17 protein-coding genes are annotated in these 18243 nt (G+C 67.2%); 13 read left to right on the top strand and 4 right to left on the bottom strand.

All coding sequences use genetic code 11. The annotated features are described in order from the left end of the window. Positions 1-2: 2 nt before the first annotated feature. Positions 3-752 (bottom strand): 2,3-diphosphoglycerate-dependent phosphoglycerate mutase, encoded by a 750-nt coding sequence (gene gpmA / locus ACZK2R_RS06195; RefSeq protein ID WP_004150217.1) that lies wholly within the window; start codon positions 750-752, stop codon positions 3-5. Between the two features lie 94 nt (positions 753-846). Here gpmA and nfi point away from each other — a divergent pair, with 94 nt between their 5' ends. After that, positions 847-1521 (top strand): deoxyribonuclease V, encoded by a 675-nt coding sequence (nfi, locus tag ACZK2R_RS06190; protein ID WP_125894481.1) that lies wholly within the window; start codon positions 847-849, stop codon positions 1519-1521. Between the two features lie 38 nt (positions 1522-1559). Here nfi and ACZK2R_RS06185 read toward each other — a convergent pair whose 3' ends face one another. Together ACZK2R_RS06185 and ACZK2R_RS06180 are read right to left on the bottom strand one after the other, a co-directional pair. Beyond that, complete coding sequence (locus ACZK2R_RS06185; RefSeq protein WP_180837970.1) at positions 1560-2540, bottom strand: cation diffusion facilitator family transporter; 981 nt, start codon at positions 2538-2540, stop codon at positions 1560-1562. A gap of 180 nt (positions 2541-2720) precedes the next feature. Continuing rightward, positions 2721-4970: a TonB-dependent siderophore receptor gene (locus ACZK2R_RS06180; RefSeq protein ID WP_180837969.1), complete on the bottom strand. Its 2250-nt coding sequence runs from the start codon at positions 4968-4970 to the stop codon at positions 2721-2723. Between the two features lie 289 nt (positions 4971-5259). Between ACZK2R_RS06180 and ACZK2R_RS06175 the strand changes: the two genes are divergently transcribed. Continuing rightward, positions 5260-6675, top strand: a complete 1416-nt coding sequence (locus tag ACZK2R_RS06175; RefSeq protein WP_125894485.1) for a GGDEF domain-containing protein — start codon at positions 5260-5262, stop codon at positions 6673-6675. Between the two features lie 95 nt (positions 6676-6770). Here the strand turns inward: ACZK2R_RS06175 and ACZK2R_RS06170 are convergent, their stop codons facing one another. Further along, positions 6771-7988 carry an MFS transporter gene (locus ACZK2R_RS06170; RefSeq protein WP_180837968.1) on the bottom strand — a complete coding sequence of 406 codons (1218 nt, stop codon included), beginning with the start codon at positions 7986-7988 and terminating at the stop codon, positions 6771-6773. Between the two features lie 77 nt (positions 7989-8065). On the opposite strand from ACZK2R_RS06170, the gene ACZK2R_RS06165 reads away from it, so the two are divergent. From ACZK2R_RS06165 to ACZK2R_RS06115, 11 genes are all read left to right on the top strand, one after another. Beyond that, positions 8066-8515 (top strand): winged helix-turn-helix transcriptional regulator, encoded by a 450-nt coding sequence (locus ACZK2R_RS06165; protein ID WP_180837967.1) that lies wholly within the window; start codon positions 8066-8068, stop codon positions 8513-8515. Between the two features lie 73 nt (positions 8516-8588). Further along, entirely contained in the window at positions 8589-9716 is a 1128-nt protein-coding gene (locus ACZK2R_RS06160) for a metallophosphoesterase (protein WP_180837966.1), read from the top strand. Positions 9717-9850: 134 nt separating this feature from the next. Further along, the gene (locus ACZK2R_RS06155; protein ID WP_014646433.1) at positions 9851-10534 is read left to right on the top strand and encodes a response regulator; all 684 of its coding nucleotides are present in this window, start codon (positions 9851-9853) and stop codon (positions 10532-10534) included. Next, positions 10531-11910, top strand: coding sequence for a sensor histidine kinase (locus tag ACZK2R_RS06150; protein WP_005412674.1), 1380 nt, complete (start codon positions 10531-10533; stop codon positions 11908-11910). The genes ACZK2R_RS06155 and ACZK2R_RS06150 overlap by 4 nt, the downstream gene beginning before the upstream one ends. Positions 11911-11989: 79 nt before the next feature. Further along, complete coding sequence (locus ACZK2R_RS06145) at positions 11990-12826, top strand: alpha/beta hydrolase (RefSeq protein ID WP_180837965.1); 837 nt, start codon at positions 11990-11992, stop codon at positions 12824-12826. A 1-nt stretch (position 12827) separates the two neighbouring features. Then, complete coding sequence (locus ACZK2R_RS06140) at positions 12828-13187, top strand: EamA family transporter (RefSeq protein ID WP_012479558.1); 360 nt, start codon at positions 12828-12830, stop codon at positions 13185-13187. Beyond that, positions 13184-13582 (top strand): DMT family transporter, encoded by a 399-nt coding sequence (locus ACZK2R_RS06135; protein WP_125894491.1) that lies wholly within the window; start codon positions 13184-13186, stop codon positions 13580-13582. Before ACZK2R_RS06140 ends, ACZK2R_RS06135 begins: the two co-directional genes overlap by 4 nt. A 10-nt stretch (positions 13583-13592) precedes the next feature. Then, the gene (locus ACZK2R_RS06130; RefSeq protein WP_125894494.1) at positions 13593-14795 is read left to right on the top strand and encodes a DegT/DnrJ/EryC1/StrS family aminotransferase; all 1203 of its coding nucleotides are present in this window, start codon (positions 13593-13595) and stop codon (positions 14793-14795) included. A 174-nt stretch (positions 14796-14969) separates the two neighbouring features. Further along, positions 14970-15686 (top strand): MtnX-like HAD-IB family phosphatase, encoded by a 717-nt coding sequence (locus tag ACZK2R_RS06125; RefSeq protein ID WP_180837964.1) that lies wholly within the window; start codon positions 14970-14972, stop codon positions 15684-15686. Between the two features lie 62 nt (positions 15687-15748). After that, positions 15749-17149 carry an aspartate aminotransferase family protein gene (locus ACZK2R_RS06120; protein ID WP_032127529.1) on the top strand — a complete coding sequence of 467 codons (1401 nt, stop codon included), beginning with the start codon at positions 15749-15751 and terminating at the stop codon, positions 17147-17149. Positions 17150-17178: 29 nt separating this feature from the next. Next, on the top strand, positions 17179-18243 hold the full coding sequence (locus tag ACZK2R_RS06115; RefSeq protein ID WP_180837963.1) for a GNAT family N-acetyltransferase: 1065 nt from the start codon (positions 17179-17181) through the stop codon (positions 18241-18243).

Raw genomic sequence — 18243 nt, 5'->3', positions numbered from 1 at the left:
TTTTATTTCGCCTTGCCCTGGTTGGCCACGGCTTCAGCGGCCTTGCGCGCTGCTTCCGGGTCGCCCAGGTAGCGGAACGACTTCACCGTCAGGTCGTCGTTCAGTTCGAACAGCAGCGGGATGCCGGTCGGGATGTTCAGCTCGAGGATTTCCTCGCGCGAGACGTTGTTGAGGTACTTGTACAGCGCGCGCAGCGAATTGCCGTGGGCGGTGACCAGCACGGTCTTGCCGTCCTTCAGCTGCGGCGCGATGGCGTCGTGCCAGTACGGCAGCACGCGGTCCAGCGTGGTGGCCAGCGATTCGGTGCCCGGCAGTGCGTTGCGGTCCAGGCCAGCGTAGCGGCGGTCATGGATCGGGTGGCCCGGATCTTCCAGGTCCATCGCCGGCGGCGGGATATCGTACGAACGACGCCACACCTTGACCTGGTCCTCGCCGTGCTTGGCGGCGGTCTCGGCCTTGTCCAGGCCCTGCAGGCCGCCGTAATGGCGTTCGTTGAGGCGCCAGGACTTGTTCACCGGCAGCCAGTCCTGTTCCAGCTCGGCCAGTGCACCCTGCAGGGTGTGGATGGCACGCTTGAGTACGGAAGTGTGGGCAACGTCGAACTGCAGGCCTTCCTCGCGCATCAGGCGACCCGCGGCAGCCGCTTCCCGGCGCCCCTGCTCGGTCAGGTCGACATCGACCCAGCCGGTGAAGCGGTTGTCCAGGTTCCACTGGCTCTGGCCATGGCGCAACAGTACGAGTTTACGGGTCACTGCAGGGTCTCCAACGCGAGGAAAGGCAGGCCGCCATTGTAGCCCCGGGCGCCGCTCACCGGGCCGTGGCACCGCGCATGCGATGCTGTGACCAATGAATACGGTGATCGACCCCGGGCGCTGGGAAGGCAGCGTCGCCGCGGCACGCAAGCAGCAGATCCAGCTGGCTGGCCGCGTGGAGCGCCAGGACCGCCTGCCACGCAACGTGCGCTGGCTGGCCGGGCTGGATGTCGGCTTCGAGGACGATGGCGCCATCACCCGCGCCGCGGCGGTACTGCTGGACGCAGAGACGCTGCAGCCCGTGGCGCAGGAGATCGCGCGCATCCCCACGGTGATGCCCTATATCCCCGGACTGCTCAGCTTCCGCGAGCTGCCGGCACTGCTGGCCGCGCTGGCGCTGCTGCCGCATACGCCGGACCTGGTGTTCGTCGATGGCCATGGCATCAGCCACCCGCGACGATTGGGCGTGGCCGCGCATCTGGGCGTGGTCACCGACCTGCCGAGCATCGGCGTGGCCAAGTCGAAGCTGGTGGGCAGGTTCGTCGAACCGGGCGCCGAGGCCGGTGCGCATACGCCGCTGCTGGATGGCGATGAACAGTTGGGCTGGGTGCTGCGCAGCAAGATTCGCTGCAAGCCGCTGTTCGTGGCCGGTGGCCATCGGGTCAGTGCGGATACCGCGCTGGACTGGGTACAGCGCACCCTGCGCGGGTACCGGCTGCCGGAACCGACCCGGCTGGCGGATCGGCTGGCCTCGCGACGGGACGAATGACCGCACCGGGCATCACCCGGCGCGGTCGCCATCCTCGTTCAGCGATGCACGTGGCCGCGGTGGCCCTGCGCGTCCTCGCCGTGGTCATGGCCTTCATGGCCCTCGTGCTCGCCGGCCTTGGCCGGCGCCGGCTCACCACAGGCTTCGCCGCAGTGGTCCGCTTCGATCTGCAGTGTCACGTGCTCGATGCCGAAGTCATCGTGCAGGCGCCCGCCCAGATCACGACGCAGCGCATCGGCATCGGTGCCGTCGCGCATCACGATGTGCGCGGTCAGCGCCGGGGTGCTGGAGGCCAGCGCCCACACATGCAGGTCATGCACGTCCAGTACCGCAGCGTGGCCGGACAGGCTGTTGCGCACCTTGGCCACGTCCATGCCCTTGGGCACGCCTTCCAGCAGCACGTTGATCGCCTCGCGCATCAGCACATAGGTGCGCGGCAACACCCACAGGCCGATCAGCACCGCCAGGATCGGATCGATCGGCTTCCAGCCGGTCCACTTGATCAACAGCGCGCCAGCAATCACGGCCACCGAGCCGAGCATGTCTGCCCACACTTCCAGGTAGGCGCCCTTCACGTTGAGGCTCTCGCCGCTGCCGGCCTGCAGCAGGCGCATCGAGATCAGATTGATGACCAGGCCCGCCGCGGCAATCACCAGCATGCCCGACGAGGCAATCTCCTGCGGCTCGCGGAAACGTCCAATGGCCTCCCACAGGATATAGCCGGCAACCACGAACAGCATCGCGCCGTTGATCATCGCGCCCAGCGCTTCCAGGCGCGCATAGCCGTAGGTGCGGCGCGCGTCCGGCGGGCGCCGGCTCAGCCGCACCGCGACCAGTGCGATCATCAGCGCCAGCGCATCGGTGGCCATGTGCGCTGCGTCTGACAGCAGTGCCAGGCTGTTGGTCCAGAACGCGCCCACCACCTCGACGACGAGGAAGGTGGAGGTCAGGCCGAGTGCCCACCACAAGGGTTTCTCGTGGCGGATCTCGGATGGCAGGTGATCGTGGTCGTGGCCCATGGCAACAGCTCCTTTGCGATGGGAGGCAGGCTACGCCGGAGGGCGTTGGGAAACTATCACGGTGTTTATAACATTGCAGGCCACGCGGTCCCTCACCGGGCATGGCCCGGTGCTACCGGAGCGCGGCCGGCAACGCCAGGCCACGCCTGGCGAACGCAGCGGACCGACGTCCGCCTGCGGTCAGAACCCGAAGCGCAGGCTGGCCCAGTACGCGCGGCCCGGCTCGTTGTAGGTCGCCGCGCCGGCATCGCTGCTGTTGGCCTCGCGGAACAGGCGCTTGTCGGCCAGGTTGTTGACGCCGAAACCGAAGCTGACCGTCTCGGTCACCTTGTAGCGCGCGCTCACGCCCCAGATGTTGTACGCACCACGGTCCTGCAGCGCGATCGACGGATCGCAGGTGCCGGTGCAGCGCGGATCATTGTTGATGTTGGTGGTGGCCGGCTTCTGCTTGCCGTAGAAGGTGCCGGTCAGCAGCAGCGACAACTTGTCGGTGGCCTGCCAGTCCAGCATCGTGTTGACGGTGTACTTCGGAATCACCGACAGCGGCTGGCCGGTGCTCTTGTTCTCGTTCTCCACCATGTAGGTGAAGTTGTTGCTCCACTTCAGGCGGTTGCCCTGCTCGCCCAGCAGCGGGACCACCAGGTTGCCTTCCAGACCCTGCACGATCGCCTTGGGTGCGTTCTCCCAGCGGAAGATGCGGCCCTTGGTGTCGGCGGTCAGCCCGATCTGGTTGTACCCGGCCTGGATCTTGTCCTTGTAGTCGTTGTGGAAGTAGGTCAACGACGCTTGCCAGCCGCTCTGCGGTGCCCACTCGATACCCAGTTCCTTGTTCAGGCTGGTTTCCGCCTTCAGGTCCGAGTTGCCGCGCATGTAGCAGCCGGCGCCCAGGCTCGGCAGTGCATTCGGGCAGCCATTGCCCCGGGTGTAATACAGATAGTCCGGATTCGACTGGTACAGGTTCGGCGCCTTGAATGCACGGGCGATACCGCCCTTCACCACCCAGTCGCGGTTGATGCGGAACTGCGCGTTGAGGCTGGGGCTGGTGTTGTTGCCGAACTGACTGTGGTGGTCGAAGCGCAGGCCCGGGGTGACGATCCAGCGCTCGCCCAGGTAGATGTTGTCTTCCACGAACACGGCGGTGGTCTGCGCGTCGGACTTGCCGCGTGCGCGATCGGCCGACAGCCCCGGGATGCCGCCGCCGCTGCTGCTGGACTGGCTCATCGAGTACGGGTCGGTCAGGCGGCTGTCCAGGTATTCAAAGCCCAGCGTCCAGATGTTCTCGGCACCACCCAGCGTGGTCGGGAAACTGACTTCGCCGTCCAGCTGGTAGTTGCGCAGGCGCGAGGTCGACCAGTCGGTGCCGTTGAAGCTGCCCTCCGGGCCACCGGCCAGGCCTTCGTTGATGCGCGAGTTGTTCACCGCCTCCACTGCAGCCGTTACCCGCGAGGTCACATCACCCCAGCGGCCGCGATGGGTGATCGCGCCGGTGTTGCGGTACATGCGGTTGGTCTCGGCCTGCTGCTCGGCCAACGCCCCCAGATCGATCGGTGTCGAGGTACCGGTGGTGCTGACCGCGCGGTCGCCAGCATAGATGTTGCCCTGGCGACTGGTGCCGGCTTCGAATTCGACCACCTGGTTGGCGGTCACGTCCCAGCGCAGCAGCGCGTTGACATCGCGGTTCTTGACGCCCTCGCGACCGGCCGGCGGCACCGCGTTCGGATTCGTCGCGAAGTCACGATTGAGTTCCAGCGAATCGGCGTCGGTCTTGTTGAGATTGCCGTACAGGCGGAACGACAGGGTGTCGGTCATCGGCCCGCTCAGCTGCAGGCCGACGCGCTCGCTGCCGCCTTCGGCGCTGTGCTCGGGCACCAGGCCATACAGGTCGACCGCGCCGGTCAGGTCGCCGGTCGGGCGCTTGGTGATGATGTTGACCACGCCACCGGAAGCACCCGAGCCATAACGTGCCGCTGCAGGGCCACGCAGCACTTCGATGCGCTCGATCATTTCCGCCGGCACCCAGTTGGTATCGCCGCGGGTATTGCGCTCACCGCTGCGGCCCATGCGCACGGCATCACGCGCACCGATGCGCTTGCCGTCGACCAGGATCAGGGTGTTTTCCGGGCCCATGCCACGCAGATCGATCTGGCGGTTGTTGCCGTACTGGCCCGAGGCACTGTTGCCGGTCAGGTTGACGCCGGGCATGGTGCGCAGCAGCTCGGCGATGTCGTTGGCCGGCGGGCGCCTGGCGATGTCCTCTGCGGTGATGGTCGAGGTACCCAGGGCCTGGCGCGCGATCTGCGAGGCGGTGACGTGCACCGTGTCGATATCGGTGGCGTCGGTTTCGGCGTGGGCGGTCAGGGCGCTGCCGGCCAGCAGGGCGGCAACGGCAAGCGCCAGCGGGCGCGGCGAAAGGACAACGGCAGGGGACATGATCAGGACCTTCTGGCAGGGCTACGGGGCCTCTGGCAAAGGGCTTGAGGCAACGACGAGGGGGAGGCGGAGCAGTCCTGCAGCAGGCACCTGCAGCCCGTTCCGTGCGCGCATTCTCCCATCAATGCGATTGATTCTCAAATGCGTTCACTCATTGCCGCAGCGGCGCCGATGTGGTTTGCGCACCGTGCAACCCTGCACCGCGCGTAAACTGGCCGGCTAACCCGCCATCAACCGTATGCCGCCGCGGCCGATACCCGTGGTTTGCCGTACGCAGTCAGAGATCGACGTGGAACCACCCCAATTGGACGATGCCAGCCAGCCGCTGGCCGAGGCCTGGCAGCAGTGTCTGCTGCAGGCCGGCCCTGCCGCCACCGCGCTGCTCACGGCCGCTGCTACCGATGCCCCACCCGCGCTGGCCCAGCGCTTTTACGAAGTACTGCTGCAGGACACCCGTGCGCGCCGTTTCCTGTCCCACGACCAGGTCAAGCAGCGCCTGCAGCCGGCCATGCAGCGCTGGCTGGCGCAGCTGCTGACCACTGATGCCAGCGGCATCGCCAACACCGTGGCCTCGCAGCGGATCATCGGCGACGTGCACGCCCGCGTCGGCATTCCGGTCGACCTGGTTACCCGCGGTGCGCGTGTGCTCAAGCACGAACTGTTCGTGCGCCTGCGCGACGATGCACCGGACAGCGACACCGCATTTGCCGCCATCGACTGCCTCAGCGCGATCATGGATATCGCCATGGAAGGCATGACCCTGGCCTACACCCACGCGCGCGAGCGCTCCACCCGTGCCGACGCCGCCTACCGGCTGTTCTCGCTGGTACAGAACGTCGGTACCGAACGCGAGCGCCAGCGCGCACTGCTGCTGGACTGGGAAAACGCCCTGCTCTACGCGTTGGCCGGCCACGTGCAGGCCAGCGACAACGCCAGCCTGGCTACCTCGGAGTTCGGCCTGTGGTTCACCCACAAGGGCATCCCCAGCTTCGGCGAAAGCAGCGAAACGCAGCAGGTGGGCCAGTTGATGGCCCGCATTGATGGCCACCTGCAGCGCGCGAGCGGCGATGCTCCGGCGCAGCGACTGGCGGTGCTGCCGGCCATCCGCGAGGACCTGGCCGCCATCCGCACCCTGATGACACTGCTGTTCGAGCGCATCGGCGAACTGGATGCCGGCAGCGACGCGCTGACCAACCTGCTCAACCGTCGCTTCCTGCCCACCGTGCTGCGCCGGGAAATCGAGCTGGCCACACGCAACCGCACACCATTCTCGCTGCTGCTGCTCGACCTGGATCACTTCAAGGCAATCAACGACGGCCACGGCCACGATGCCGGCGACCGCGCGTTGCAGCACGTCGCCGGCCTGCTCGGCCAGCTCACGCGCGGCAGCGACTACCTGTTCCGCTATGGCGGCGAAGAATTCGTGGTGGTACTGGTGGCTGCCAGCGAATCGCAGGCGACCGTGATCGCCGAGAGCCTGCGGCGGCAGATCGCACAGTCGCCGGTGGCACTGGCCAACGGCCAGGTGCTGGCACTGACCGCCAGCATCGGCGTGGCCGGCCACGACGGCCATCCGGACTACGAGCGGCTGATGGCCCGTGCCGACGCGGCAATGTACGAGGCCAAGCGCAGCGGCCGCAACCGCGTGGTGGTGGCCAGTGCGGACCTGCAGGAAGCGCCGGGACGGCGCGCACTGCAGCGATGACGGCAGGACAGGTAGAGTCGACCGCGGGTCGACTATCGCGCGCACCGCGGGGTTTTTCGCACGCAGGGCGAAGAGCAGTCGACTGACAGTCGACTCTACTGACAGCCGGCACTACCGATACGGCCGCCGGCCGCTGCTTTCACCGCCACCACCCACCACGCTGCCCACCAGAGCAGTGCCAGCAACGCGATGACCGCCCCCAACAGGCATACCGCCGGCCAGCCATGGCGCGCCTGCATCCACGGCCCGGCCGCTGCACCGGCACCACTGCCCACCGCATAGAACAGCATGTACAAAGCCACCAGGCGTCCATGCTGTTCAGCCGGCGCGCGCAGCAGCAATGCCTGGTTAGATACGTGCAGTGCCTGCCCACCCAGGTCGAGCACAATCACGCCCAACAGCAGCAACGACAGCGACTGCGGCAGGCCCAGCAAGGGCCACCACGCAACCAGCATCAACAACAGCGCACCGACGCTGACCGGATGCGCGAAACCACGGTCCATCCAGTGCCCTACCCGCGCCGCCAGCAGCGCACCGATCACCCCGGCCAGGCCCAGTGCACCGATGGCGGCGGTCGACCAATGCAGCGGTGGCGCCGAGAGCGGCAAGGGTGCCGCCGCCCAGAACACATTGAGGCCGGCAAACAGCAGCAGTGCCAGCGGCCCACGCTCGCGCAGCGTTCGATCGCGGCGCAGCATGGCCAGCATCGAGCCCAGCAGCTCGCGCCAGCGTGGGGGAACCGACGGCACCGGTACTGGGGGCAGGCGCCGCCACAGCAGCGCCGCCAACCCCGCCATCACCATTGCTGACAACAGGTAGACCATCTGCCAGCCAAAGGCCGCCGCCACCGTACCGGACACCACGCGCGCCAGCAGCAGGCCGATGAACACGCCGCCCTGCACCACACCGACCACGCGACCGCGCTGCTCGGGCGGTGCCAGCATGGCGGTATAGGCGATCAGGCCCTGGGTCAGCGCCGTGCCCAGCAAGCCGGCCAGCAGCATGCCCGACAACAGCCAGCCCGCCGTGCGTGACGCTGCCAGCCACAGCAGCGCCAGCACCAATGCGATCAACTGCAGCCGCAGCAGGCGTCGCCGGTCACCACGGTCCGCCAGCGGCAGCAGGCCAAGCAACGCCAGCACGCTACCGGCCTGGGTAGCAGCCAGCACCGCGCCAGCCATGGCCCGGTCCAGCGCAAAGGCGCGTGCAAGCTGATCCAGCAGCGGCTGCGCGTAATAGACGTTGGCAACGCTGGCACCTGCGGCAACCGCGAGCAGGACCAGCAGCGGGCGGGGAAGTGATATGGCACTCATGATGTGGTTGCAATTTGAAACTTGATGCAGGCTACTGCCATTGGTTTTAAACTGCAACCACATCAGAGAGGTCCACCATGCACACCGACAGCCCCTGCCCCGTCGCCCGCAGCGCCGATCTGCTCGGTGACCGTTGGGCGCTGCTGGTCATCCGTGATGCCTTCGATGGCGTCACCCGTTTCGGTGATTTCCAGCGCAGCCTCGGCGCGGCGCGCAACATCCTCAGCGACCGCCTGCGCCGGCTGGTAGAGGCCGGCGTCCTGCAGCTGCAGCCGGCCTCCGATGGATCGGCCTACCAGGAATACGTGCTCACCGCCGCTGGCCAGGAACTGTTCCCGCTGCTGGTCGCGCTGCGCCAATGGGGTGAACGCCATCGCTTCGAGGCCGGTGAAGCCCATTCACAGCTGATCGAATCGGCGACACGGCGGCCACTGCCCTACATGCAGCCGCGCGGGCGCGACGGCCAGCCACTTCAGCCCAGCGCCACCCGCGTGCGCAAGCTCAGGGACGACGGGCGCGACACCTGATCCGCCCATTCGCGCACACCGACGAACATCCGCGCCGGTTAGCATCAGACCTTTCCGCCACTGGATGCCGCCGATGTCGCGCGATCGCCCTTCCCTGCTGACCGCCCTGCTGTTGCCGCTGCTGGCCTGCGCCACAGCAACCACGCAGGCCCGCGAGGTTGCCGCGCCCGCCGACCACGTGCAGGCCGATGGCCCCTATGTGTTCCGCCAGGGCGACCAGCTGCAGGCCAAGTGGATCTGCGACGACAAGGTCGAGTCGCACACGCTTGCCACGCAGGCCGCAGGTACCGACATCGCCCCGCGCTGCGGCTACGAGCACTCGGTGCACGTGGCTGCCCCGAATGCGCCTTCGGTTTCCGTGCTGCCGGCCGTGCCGCGCATCGTTGCGCTGTCCGACATCCATGGCCAGTACGGGCTGCTGGTGCGCCTGCTGCGCGCCCACCAGGTCATCGATGCCCAGGATCGCTGGGCGCTGGGCAAGGACACGCTGGTCATCGCCGGCGATGTGTTCGACCGCGGCCCGCAGGTGACCGAGGCCTTCTGGCTGCTGTATGGCCTGCAGCTGCAGGCGGCCGCCGCCGGCGGCGCGGTGCACTTCGTGCTCGGCAACCACGAAACCATGGTGCTGTACGACGACCTGCGCTACGTCAACCCGAAGTACCTGCGCAGCGCGCAGCTGCTCGGCCGCAGCTACCCGCAGCTGTACGGTGCCGATTCGGTGATCGGGCAGTGGCTGCGCACCCGCCCGGTGCTGCTGAAGATCGGCGACACCCTGTTCCTGCACGGCGGCATTTCGCCCGAGGCAGTGCAGCTGGCGCTGGACCCGGCGCGCACCAATGCGGCCTACCAGGCGTCGCTGGGGCTGCCCAAGGCCGAAGTAAAGGCCGACCCGGCCACCGCACCGCTGTATGACGGCAAGACCAGCCCGATCTGGTACCGCGGCTACTTCGATGGCCGCCTCGACACCGCGGGGGTGCAGACCGTACTCGACCGCCTGCAGCTCAAACGCATCGTGGTCGGCCACACCTCGATGCCACACGTCAGCAGCTTCCATGGCGACCGCGTGATCGCCATCGACAGCAGCATCAAGAACGGCGAGAACGGCGAACTGCTGTTCATCGAAAATGGCAGGCTCAGCCGTGGCCTGCTGGATGGCTCGCGGGTGCCGTTGGCGCCGGGTGAGCCGGGCCTGCAGGACTGAATGAAGGGACAGCGCGACGGCACCGGGCGGCGGCGGCGCGCTCCACCTTCACCCGGTTTGCGGCTACCCTCGGCAGCCGAGAGAGGCCCACCCCGTCCATCCGGTGGGCCTGACCGTTACAGGAGCCCCCGCGCATGCGCGTTCTGATTGCTGAAGACGACCCGGATATCGCCTCCGGCCTGTGCGCCTCGCTGCGCCGGCAGGGGCACGTGGTTGACCACGTCGACAACGGCGCGCACGCCGACGCGGCACTGGGCTCGACCCAGTACGCATTGCTGGTGCTGGACCTGGGCCTGCCTCAGCTGGATGGCCGCGATGTGCTGCAGCGCCTGCGTCAGCGCGGCGATGGCCTGGCGGTGCTGGTGGTGACCGCCCGCGATGGCCTGGCCGAACGCGTGCGCGTGCTCGACCTGGGCGCCGATGACTACCTGGTCAAGCCGTTCGCGCTGGACGAATTCGAAGCACGCGTGCGTGCGCAGCTGCGGCGGGTCACCAGCAATGGCAACCCGGACCTGCGCATCGGCCGCCTGCGTATCGATCTGGCCGGGCACCGGGTGTGGATCGACGACCAGTCGCTGGAACTGACCGCGCGCGAGTTCGGCCTGCTGTCGGCACTGGCGGTACGCGCCGAGCGCATCGTGTCGCGCGCGCAACTGGTGGAAGCGCTGTGCGACTGGGGCCAGGACCTCACCGACAACGGCCTGGACATCGCCCTGCACCGCCTGCGCCGCAAGCTGCAGCCCGGCGGCATGGGCATCCGCACTGTGCGCGGGCTGGGCTACATGCTGGAAGACGCGCAGGACGACAGCGCCCCGTGATCAGTGGACCACCCAGCCTGCGTCGGCGCCTGCTCGCCTTCCTGGCGTTGCCGATGCTGGGCCTGCTCACGTTCAACACGATCCTGGCCTACTACGTTGCGCTGGACTATTCCAACCGCATCCACGACCGCAACCTGATCGACGACACGCATTCGTTCGCGCAGATGCTGAGCACCATGCCGGTGACCAGCGACCTGTCTCCGCAGGCGCGCTTCCTGATCGAGTACGACCCCGACGGCCATCGCTACTTCAACGTCGACAGCAGCCGCATGGGTACGCTCAGCGGCAATGCAGACTTCAGCCCGTACGCCCCTTCGCAGGACTGCACCGGCGTGCATCCGGCGCTGTACGACGGCAACCTCAATGGCCAGCAGGTGCGCATGGCCACCGTCTGCACGCAGGCGATGAACGATCCGCAGGACCAGCTGGCGGTGACCGTGGCCGAGAGCATGGCCGACCGCCGGCAGCGTGCGCGCGAGATCCTGATGATCATCATCCCGCTGATGACCATGCTGGCGCTGGGTACCGCAGCGCTGGTCTGGTTCGGCGTGACCTATGGCCTGCGTATCCTGACCCCGCTGAGGACCCGCCTGGCCCAGCGCCGCGGCGAACTGGCGCCGATCTCCGATGCCGACGTGCCCGAGGAGATCCAGCCACTGATCAGCACCATCGATGATCTGTTTGCCCGCCAGGCGGAAATGATCACCCTGCAGAACCGTTTCATCGCCGATGCCGCGCACCAGCTGCGTTCGCCGCTGGCGGGCATGGCCCTGCATGTGGACCAGGCACTGGCACATGGCGACCCCGATACAGTGCGCGAGGCGCTGCAGCACATCCGCCGGCTCAACCAGCGCACCGCGCGGGTCAGCACCCAGCTGCTGGCACTGAGCCGGGCGCAGACCGTGCCCGATACCGTGGAGGCACTGGACCTGTGCGAGCTGGTACCGCAGTGGGTCGGCATGCGCGTACCGGAGGCGATCCGCGATGGCATCGATCTGGGCTACCGCGGCAGTCCCCATCCGCTGCGTGTACTGGGCAACGGCGCCATGCTGCAGGAAGCGCTGGACAACCTGATCGACAACGCCCTGCGTTATGCCGGCCGCAATGCAACCGTCACGGTGGGCGTGCACGCGCTGGACGACAATGATGTCGAACTGTATGTGGAAGACAACGGCCCTGGCGTGCCCGACGACGTGATGCCACGGCTGGGCGAGCGCTTCTTCCGGGCGCCGGGCACCGCTGCCAGCGGCACCGGCCTCGGCCTGGCCATCGCGCACGAGGCGGTGGAGCACTTCGGCGGCCGCCTGAGCTTCCTGAACCGCCCAGGTGGCGGACTGAAAGTCGCCATCACGCTGCCGCTGCTGAAGGCGCCCTGACCCGGCCCGGGGCGCTGAAAGGCTGGCGAAAATCGCGCTTGCGATCCTGCCATCCCCACTGCCGTCCCGGAGCCGCCAGGTGACCGAATCGCACGACTTCTTCCTCCCCGGTGGCCCACAGGGCGTGCTGCTGGTCCATGGCCTGACCGGCACCCCGGCGGAAATGCGCATGCTGGGCAAAGGGCTGAACAACGCCGGTTTCACCGTGCACGGCGTGCAGCTGCCCGGCCATTGCGGCAGCGTGGATGACCTGCTGGCGACCACCTGGGAACAGTGGTACCAGGGCGTGGAAGATGCGGCGGCAACCCTGCGCGGCAAGGTCGACCAGCTGTTCGTCGGCGGCCTGTCGATGGGCGCGGTGCTGTCGCTGGCACTGGCTGCACGTCGCCCCGAGTGGGTGTCCGGGGTTGGCGTGTACGGCGCCACCTTCCGCTATGACGGCTGGAACATCCCCGCCGTGGCCCGCTTCTCGTTCCTGCTGCCGTGGTTCAAGCGCTTCAACATCGGCCGCGACCGCATATTCATGGAAGAGCCGCCGTACGGCCTGCGTGACGAGCGCCTGCGTGCACAAGTCAGTGCCGCCATGCTGTCCGGCGACAGCGCCGCCGCCGGCCTGCCGGGCAACCCCTGGCACGCCCTGGCCGAAATGCGCGCCCTGAGCAACTGGACCCGCCGCCACCTGCACCAGGTCACCGCGCCGTGCCTGGTGATGCACGCCCGCGAGGACGACGTGGCCAGCATGGGCAACGCCGAGCTGGTGATGTCGCGGGTCAGCGGCCCGAAGGAACTGGTGGTGCTGGAAGACAGTTACCACATGATCACCATCGACCGCGAACGCCGCGATGTGATCCGCCGCAGCGCGCGCTTCTTCACCGAAATCGGTGAACGCACTGGCGTGCTCAAGGCGGTGGCCTGACATGGGGGCACTTGCCACGCTGCTGTGGCTGGCCAATGTCGTGCTCGATACCGGTGGCCAGCTCGCCTTCAAGGCCGCCGCCAGCGATCCGCAGGAGGGCGAAGGACTGCAGCGCTGGAAACACATGCTCAGCCGTCCCTGGCTGTGGATCGGCATCGCCTGCTACGTGCTTGAGTTCGTCGCCTGGATCGCGTTCCTGTCGCTGGTGCCGCTGTCCAAGGGCGTGCTGCTGGGCTCGATCAACATCGTCGCGCTGATGATCGCCGGCCGTTTCCTGTTCCGCGAGAAACTCACGCCGCTGCGGGTGACCGGCATGCTGCTGGTCACCGCCGGCGTAGCCGTGGTGGGGGCCGGCTCATGAGGCGCCTGTATGTGATCGGCTTCCCGCTGCTGATGGCTTTCGACACGCTGGCCCAGCTGTGCTTCAAGTACGCCGGTGACGCCGCGTTGCCGGTCGAGGCCAACACCGCCTGGCTGCTGCGCGTGCTGTCGCAGCCGTGGGTTTACGGCGCCATCCTCGGCTACGTGGGTGCATTCTTCACCTGGATGAGCCTGCTGCGCCATGCGCCGATCGGTCCCGCCTTTGCTGCCTCGCACCTGGAAGTGATCAGCGTGCTGCTGCTGTCGGCGTGGCTGTTGAACGAGCCGCTGACCCTGCACCATCTGCTCGGTGCGGTACTGATCGTGGCCGGCATCGTCTGCCTCGGCCGCGCCGAGGCGCACGACCCGCACAGCCCTGCCGAAAGCACCCCGTGAGCGCGCTGCGATGAGCCTGTTCGCGCGCGAACTGCCACCAACCGCCGGCCTGCCGATGCAGGCCAGCGATTTCCTTCCCGGTGGCGGCGACCTGCGTGACATCCTTGCCAGCCAGCTCGGCACACCGCCGCTGCAGCTGACCTGTTCCGGCACGCACGCGCTGCTGATCGCCCTGCGCACGCTGCGCAAGCGTGCGCCAAAGCGCGACACCGTGATCATGCCGGCCTATACCTGCCCGCTGGTGCCGATCGCGGTGCACAGCCTGGGCCTGCGCGTGCAGTTGTGCGATACCCGGCGCGGTCATTTCGACTTCGACCCCGGCCAGCTTAAGCGGCTGGCCGATGCGCGCACGCTGGCGATCCTGCCCACCCACCTGGGCGGGCGCATTGCCGATGTCGAGCTGGCCTGCGAAGTCGCCCGCAACGCCGGCGCCTGGGTGATCGAAGATGCCGCGCAGGCACTCGGCGCACGGGTCGGCAACAGCAGTGTCGGCCTGCGCGGCGATATCGGATTCTTCAGCCTGGCCGCCGGCAAGGGCCTGAGCCTGCATGAAGGCGGCCTGCTGGTCAGCCGCGATGACGAACTGCGTGCTGCGCTGGCCGAACATGCCGTCCAGCACGTTCGCTCCAGCCTGCGCTGGGAGCTGCTGCGGAGCCTGCAGTTGCTGGGCCTTGCTGCCTGCTATCGCCCTTCGCTGCTGTCACTGGTGTATGGCAATCCACTGCGCAATGCGCTTCAGCGTGGCGATCTGGAAGATGCGGTCGGTGACATTTTCCCGCTGGATATCCCGCAGCACCGGGTCAGCCAGTGGCGGCAGAACATCGGCGCGCATGCCGCGCGGCGCTTGCCGGCATTCCTTCAGGCCGGTCGGCTGCGTGCGTTGCAGCTGCGGGTGCAGCTGGCACAGCTGCCCGCCGTTGAGGTGGTCGATGGGCTGGCCGGTAGCGGTGGCACCTGGCCACTGTTAATGCTGCTGCTGCCCAGCCAACGCGCCCGCGATGCGGTACTGAAGGACTTGTGGCCACGCGGGCTTGGCGCCAGCCGCATGTTCATCCATGCCCTGCCCGGCTATGCCTACCTGCGCGGCATCGTGCCGCAGGACGACATGCCCAACGCACGCGACTTCGCCGCACGCATGCTGACCCTCGGCAACAGCGCCTGGCAGACCCGTGAAGAGACCGCCGAAATACTGCGGGCACTGGCCCGCGCGTGACGCCAGGACGCACGGATGGAGTGCGCCTCACGCATTCATCCATGCACCTTCCTGAACGCTTTCCGCGCCCTGCAATGCAGGCTTTCAACAGGAAAGGAACGAGAAAGGCTGCCTGCCTACATTGAGCCTGGCCCGGCATCGCGCCGGACGTTCCTTTCATCGACGGACCTGCCCATGCACTGGAGCATCCTGTGTGACTTCGACGGCACCATCAGCCTCGAAGATGTCATTGACTCGCTGCTGGAGAAATACGGCCAGCCGGGCTGGCAGGAACTGGAAGACCAGTGGAAAGCGGGAGAGATCGGCTCGCGCGAATGCATGCAGGGCCAGGTCAGGCTGCTGAAGCTGGACCCGGCCACGCTCGACGCCCACCTGGACCAGGTGCAGATCGATCCGGGCTTTGCCGCCTTTGTCAGCCGTGCCGAACAGCTGGGCGTGCCGCTGCGCATCGTCAGCGACGGCCTGGACTATGCGATCCACCGCATCCTCGCCAACCACGGCCTGTCGCAACTGCCGGTGGTGGCCAACCACCTGCGCTGGTGCGATGACCACTGGGAACTGGAATCGCCCTACCAGGCCGAAGGCTGCCGCAGCGGCACCTGCAAGTGCACCTGCGCTGCGCAGGCGCGCGCCAACGAAGCACCGCGTGTGCTGATGATCGGCGATGGCAGTTCGGATTTCTGCGTCTCCGAAGATGCCGACTTCGTGTTCGCCAAGCGTCGCCTGATCACCCATTGCACCCATGCCGGCATCGAGCATGCCGCCATCGATACCTTCCACGATGCAATCGCACTGCTGCCGCGCTTGCTCGATGGCAGCCTGCTGCAGCCACGTCGTATCGACGCCAGCCCGCAGCCCGCCGTACTGCCCCTGCTGCTGGCCACCGCCTGAGCACTCCCTTCCAAGCACGCCCCCGCTACCTCTTTCGAACGTCCTTCACGGAACCGAACTGCATGAACATTTTTGACAAGAACGCCGACGCCGCCGCCTCCGACGCGCAGCTGCTGGCCGACGAAGCCCGCTACAGTTCCTTCGGCGACACCGTCCACTACGTCGACCCGCCGAAGATCTTCCAGCGCGGCGAAGGCAGCTACATGTTCGACGGTGCGGGCGTGCCCTACCTCGACCTGCAGATGTGGTACTCGGCCTGCAACTTCGGCTACAGCAACAAGCGTCTGAACGACGCGCTCAAGGACCAGATCGACACCCTGCCGCAGGTCGCCAGCCAGTACCTGCACCCGACCCGCGTGCAGCTGGCCAAGACGATCGCCGTGGACATGCACGAAAAGTTCGGCCTCGACGGCCGCGTGCACTTCAACGTCGGCGGCGCGCAGGCCATCGAAGACTCGCTGAAGATCGTGCGCAACGCACGCGGCGGCAAGAGCCTGATGTTCGCCTTCGAAGGTGGTTACCACGGCCGTACCCTGGGTGCGTCGTCGATCACCTCCAGCTACCGCTACCGCCGCCGCTACGGCCACTTCGGCGAGCGCGCGATGTTCATTCCGTTCCCTTACCCCTTCCGTCGCCCGAAGGGCATGACCCCGGAAGAGTATTCCGACCACTGCGTGTGGCAGTTCGAGCGCCTGTTCGAAAGCGAATACAACGGCGTGTGGGATCCCAAGGTCGGTCAGGCGGAGTACGCCGCATTCTATGTCGAACCGATCCAGGGCACCGGCGGCTACGTCATCCCGCCGCGCAACTTCTTCACCGGCCTCAAGCGCGTGCTGGACAAGTACGGCATCCTGATGGTCGTCGATGAAATCCAGATGGGCTTCTGGCGCACCGGCAAGCTGTGGGCCATCGAGCACTTCGGCGTGACCCCGGACGTGCTGGTGTTCGGCAAGGCGCTGACCAACGGCCTGAACCCGCTGTCGGGCCTGTGGGCGCGCGAAGAGCTGATCAACCCGACCGTGTTCCCGCCGGGCTCCACCCACTCCACCTTCAACTCCAACCCGCTGGGCACCCGCCTGGGCCTGGAAGTGCTGAAGCTGGGCAAGGAAATGGATTACGAGCGCACCGTGCCGGAAAAGGGCGCGTACTTCCTCGATGGCCTGCGTGGCCTGCAGAAGCGCCACCCGGAAATCGGCGACGTCGACGGCCTGGGCCTGGCCCTGCGTGCAGAAATCTGCCAGACCGACGGCTACACCCCGAACAAGGAACTGCTGGACCGCATGGTCGACATCGGCCTGGCCGGTGACCTGCTGCACGACGGCAAGCGCATGGGCCTCGTGCTCGACGTGGGTGGCTGGTACAAGAACGTGATCACCTTCGCGCCGTCGCTGGACATCAGCTACGAAGAGATCGACCTGGCGATCACCCTGCTTGACCAGGCGCTGACCAAGGCCAAGGGCTGAGGTCCGATGCGCTGCCGGTTCCCGTGCCGATGGAAATGACGTCACGCGCATCCAGCACCGCGCTGGAACCGGCCGCGCTGCTGGAGGGCTTCCTGGCCCACCCGCCGCTCGGGTTCGAGGCAGGCCGCCTGCCCAGTGGCCTGCCGACCTTCCGTGCGCCGCTGGATCTGACCACCACCATGGACGACGACCTGCGCGGCAAGCTGCTTGGCCTGCCGCTGTCGCGCCTGTGGCGGCCATGGATCACCTGGAAGACCCGCTTCGTCGGTGCCACCAGCACCGAGTACACCCCGCTGCCCGCGCACGTCGCACCAGAAGCATTGGCTGAGGACGTGACGCGTCACGCGATCGGCGATACCCGCCTGCTGGTGGTCAAGGACCTGGCGATCGATTCACCGCTGCTGGATGATGCCGCCAACGCACATAGCGGCGCCTTCCTGCAGGCATTGCTGGCACGCGGCTTCGTCGAACTGGAAGGCATGCCGCTGGCCTGGGTGGCGATCGATTTCGATTCGCTCGATGGCTATCTCGGCCGCCTGTCGTCTTCGCGCCGCAAGAACATCCGGCGCAAGCTGCGCTCGCGCGACGACCTGCAGATCGACTGCATCGCCACCGGCGATCCGGCCCTGGCCGACCCGCAGCTCCAGGCCGAACTGTATGCCTTGTACCTGGGCGTGTACGCGCAGAGCGCGGTGCATTTCGACCAGCTCGACCTGCCCTACTTCCAGCATCTTCTGGCCGACAGCCAGGGCCAGGGACGGATGTTCCTGTACCGCCACCAGGGCCAGCTGATCGGCTGGAACCTGTGTTACGTGCATGCGGGCAAGCTGGTGGACAAGTACATCGGCCTGGCCTATCCGCAGTCCCGCGAGCACAACCTGTACGCGGTGAGCTGGATGCACAACCTCGAATACGCGCTGCAGCACAGCCTGAGCCACTACGTGGCCGGCTGGACCGATTCGCGGATCAAGGCCGAACTGGGTGCCAGCTTCACCTCCACCCGGCATGCGATCCACGCCCGTTCCCCGCTGCTGCGCGCCGCCCTGCGCAGGCTGGCCCCGTACCTGCAGGGCGAACCTGATGGAGGCGGTTGA

This window comes from Stenotrophomonas sp. 96582_Sma (genome assembly GCF_056480905.1).
The sequence above is the reverse complement of the archived record's forward strand: the minus strand, read 5'-3'. Positions and strand labels throughout refer to the sequence as shown.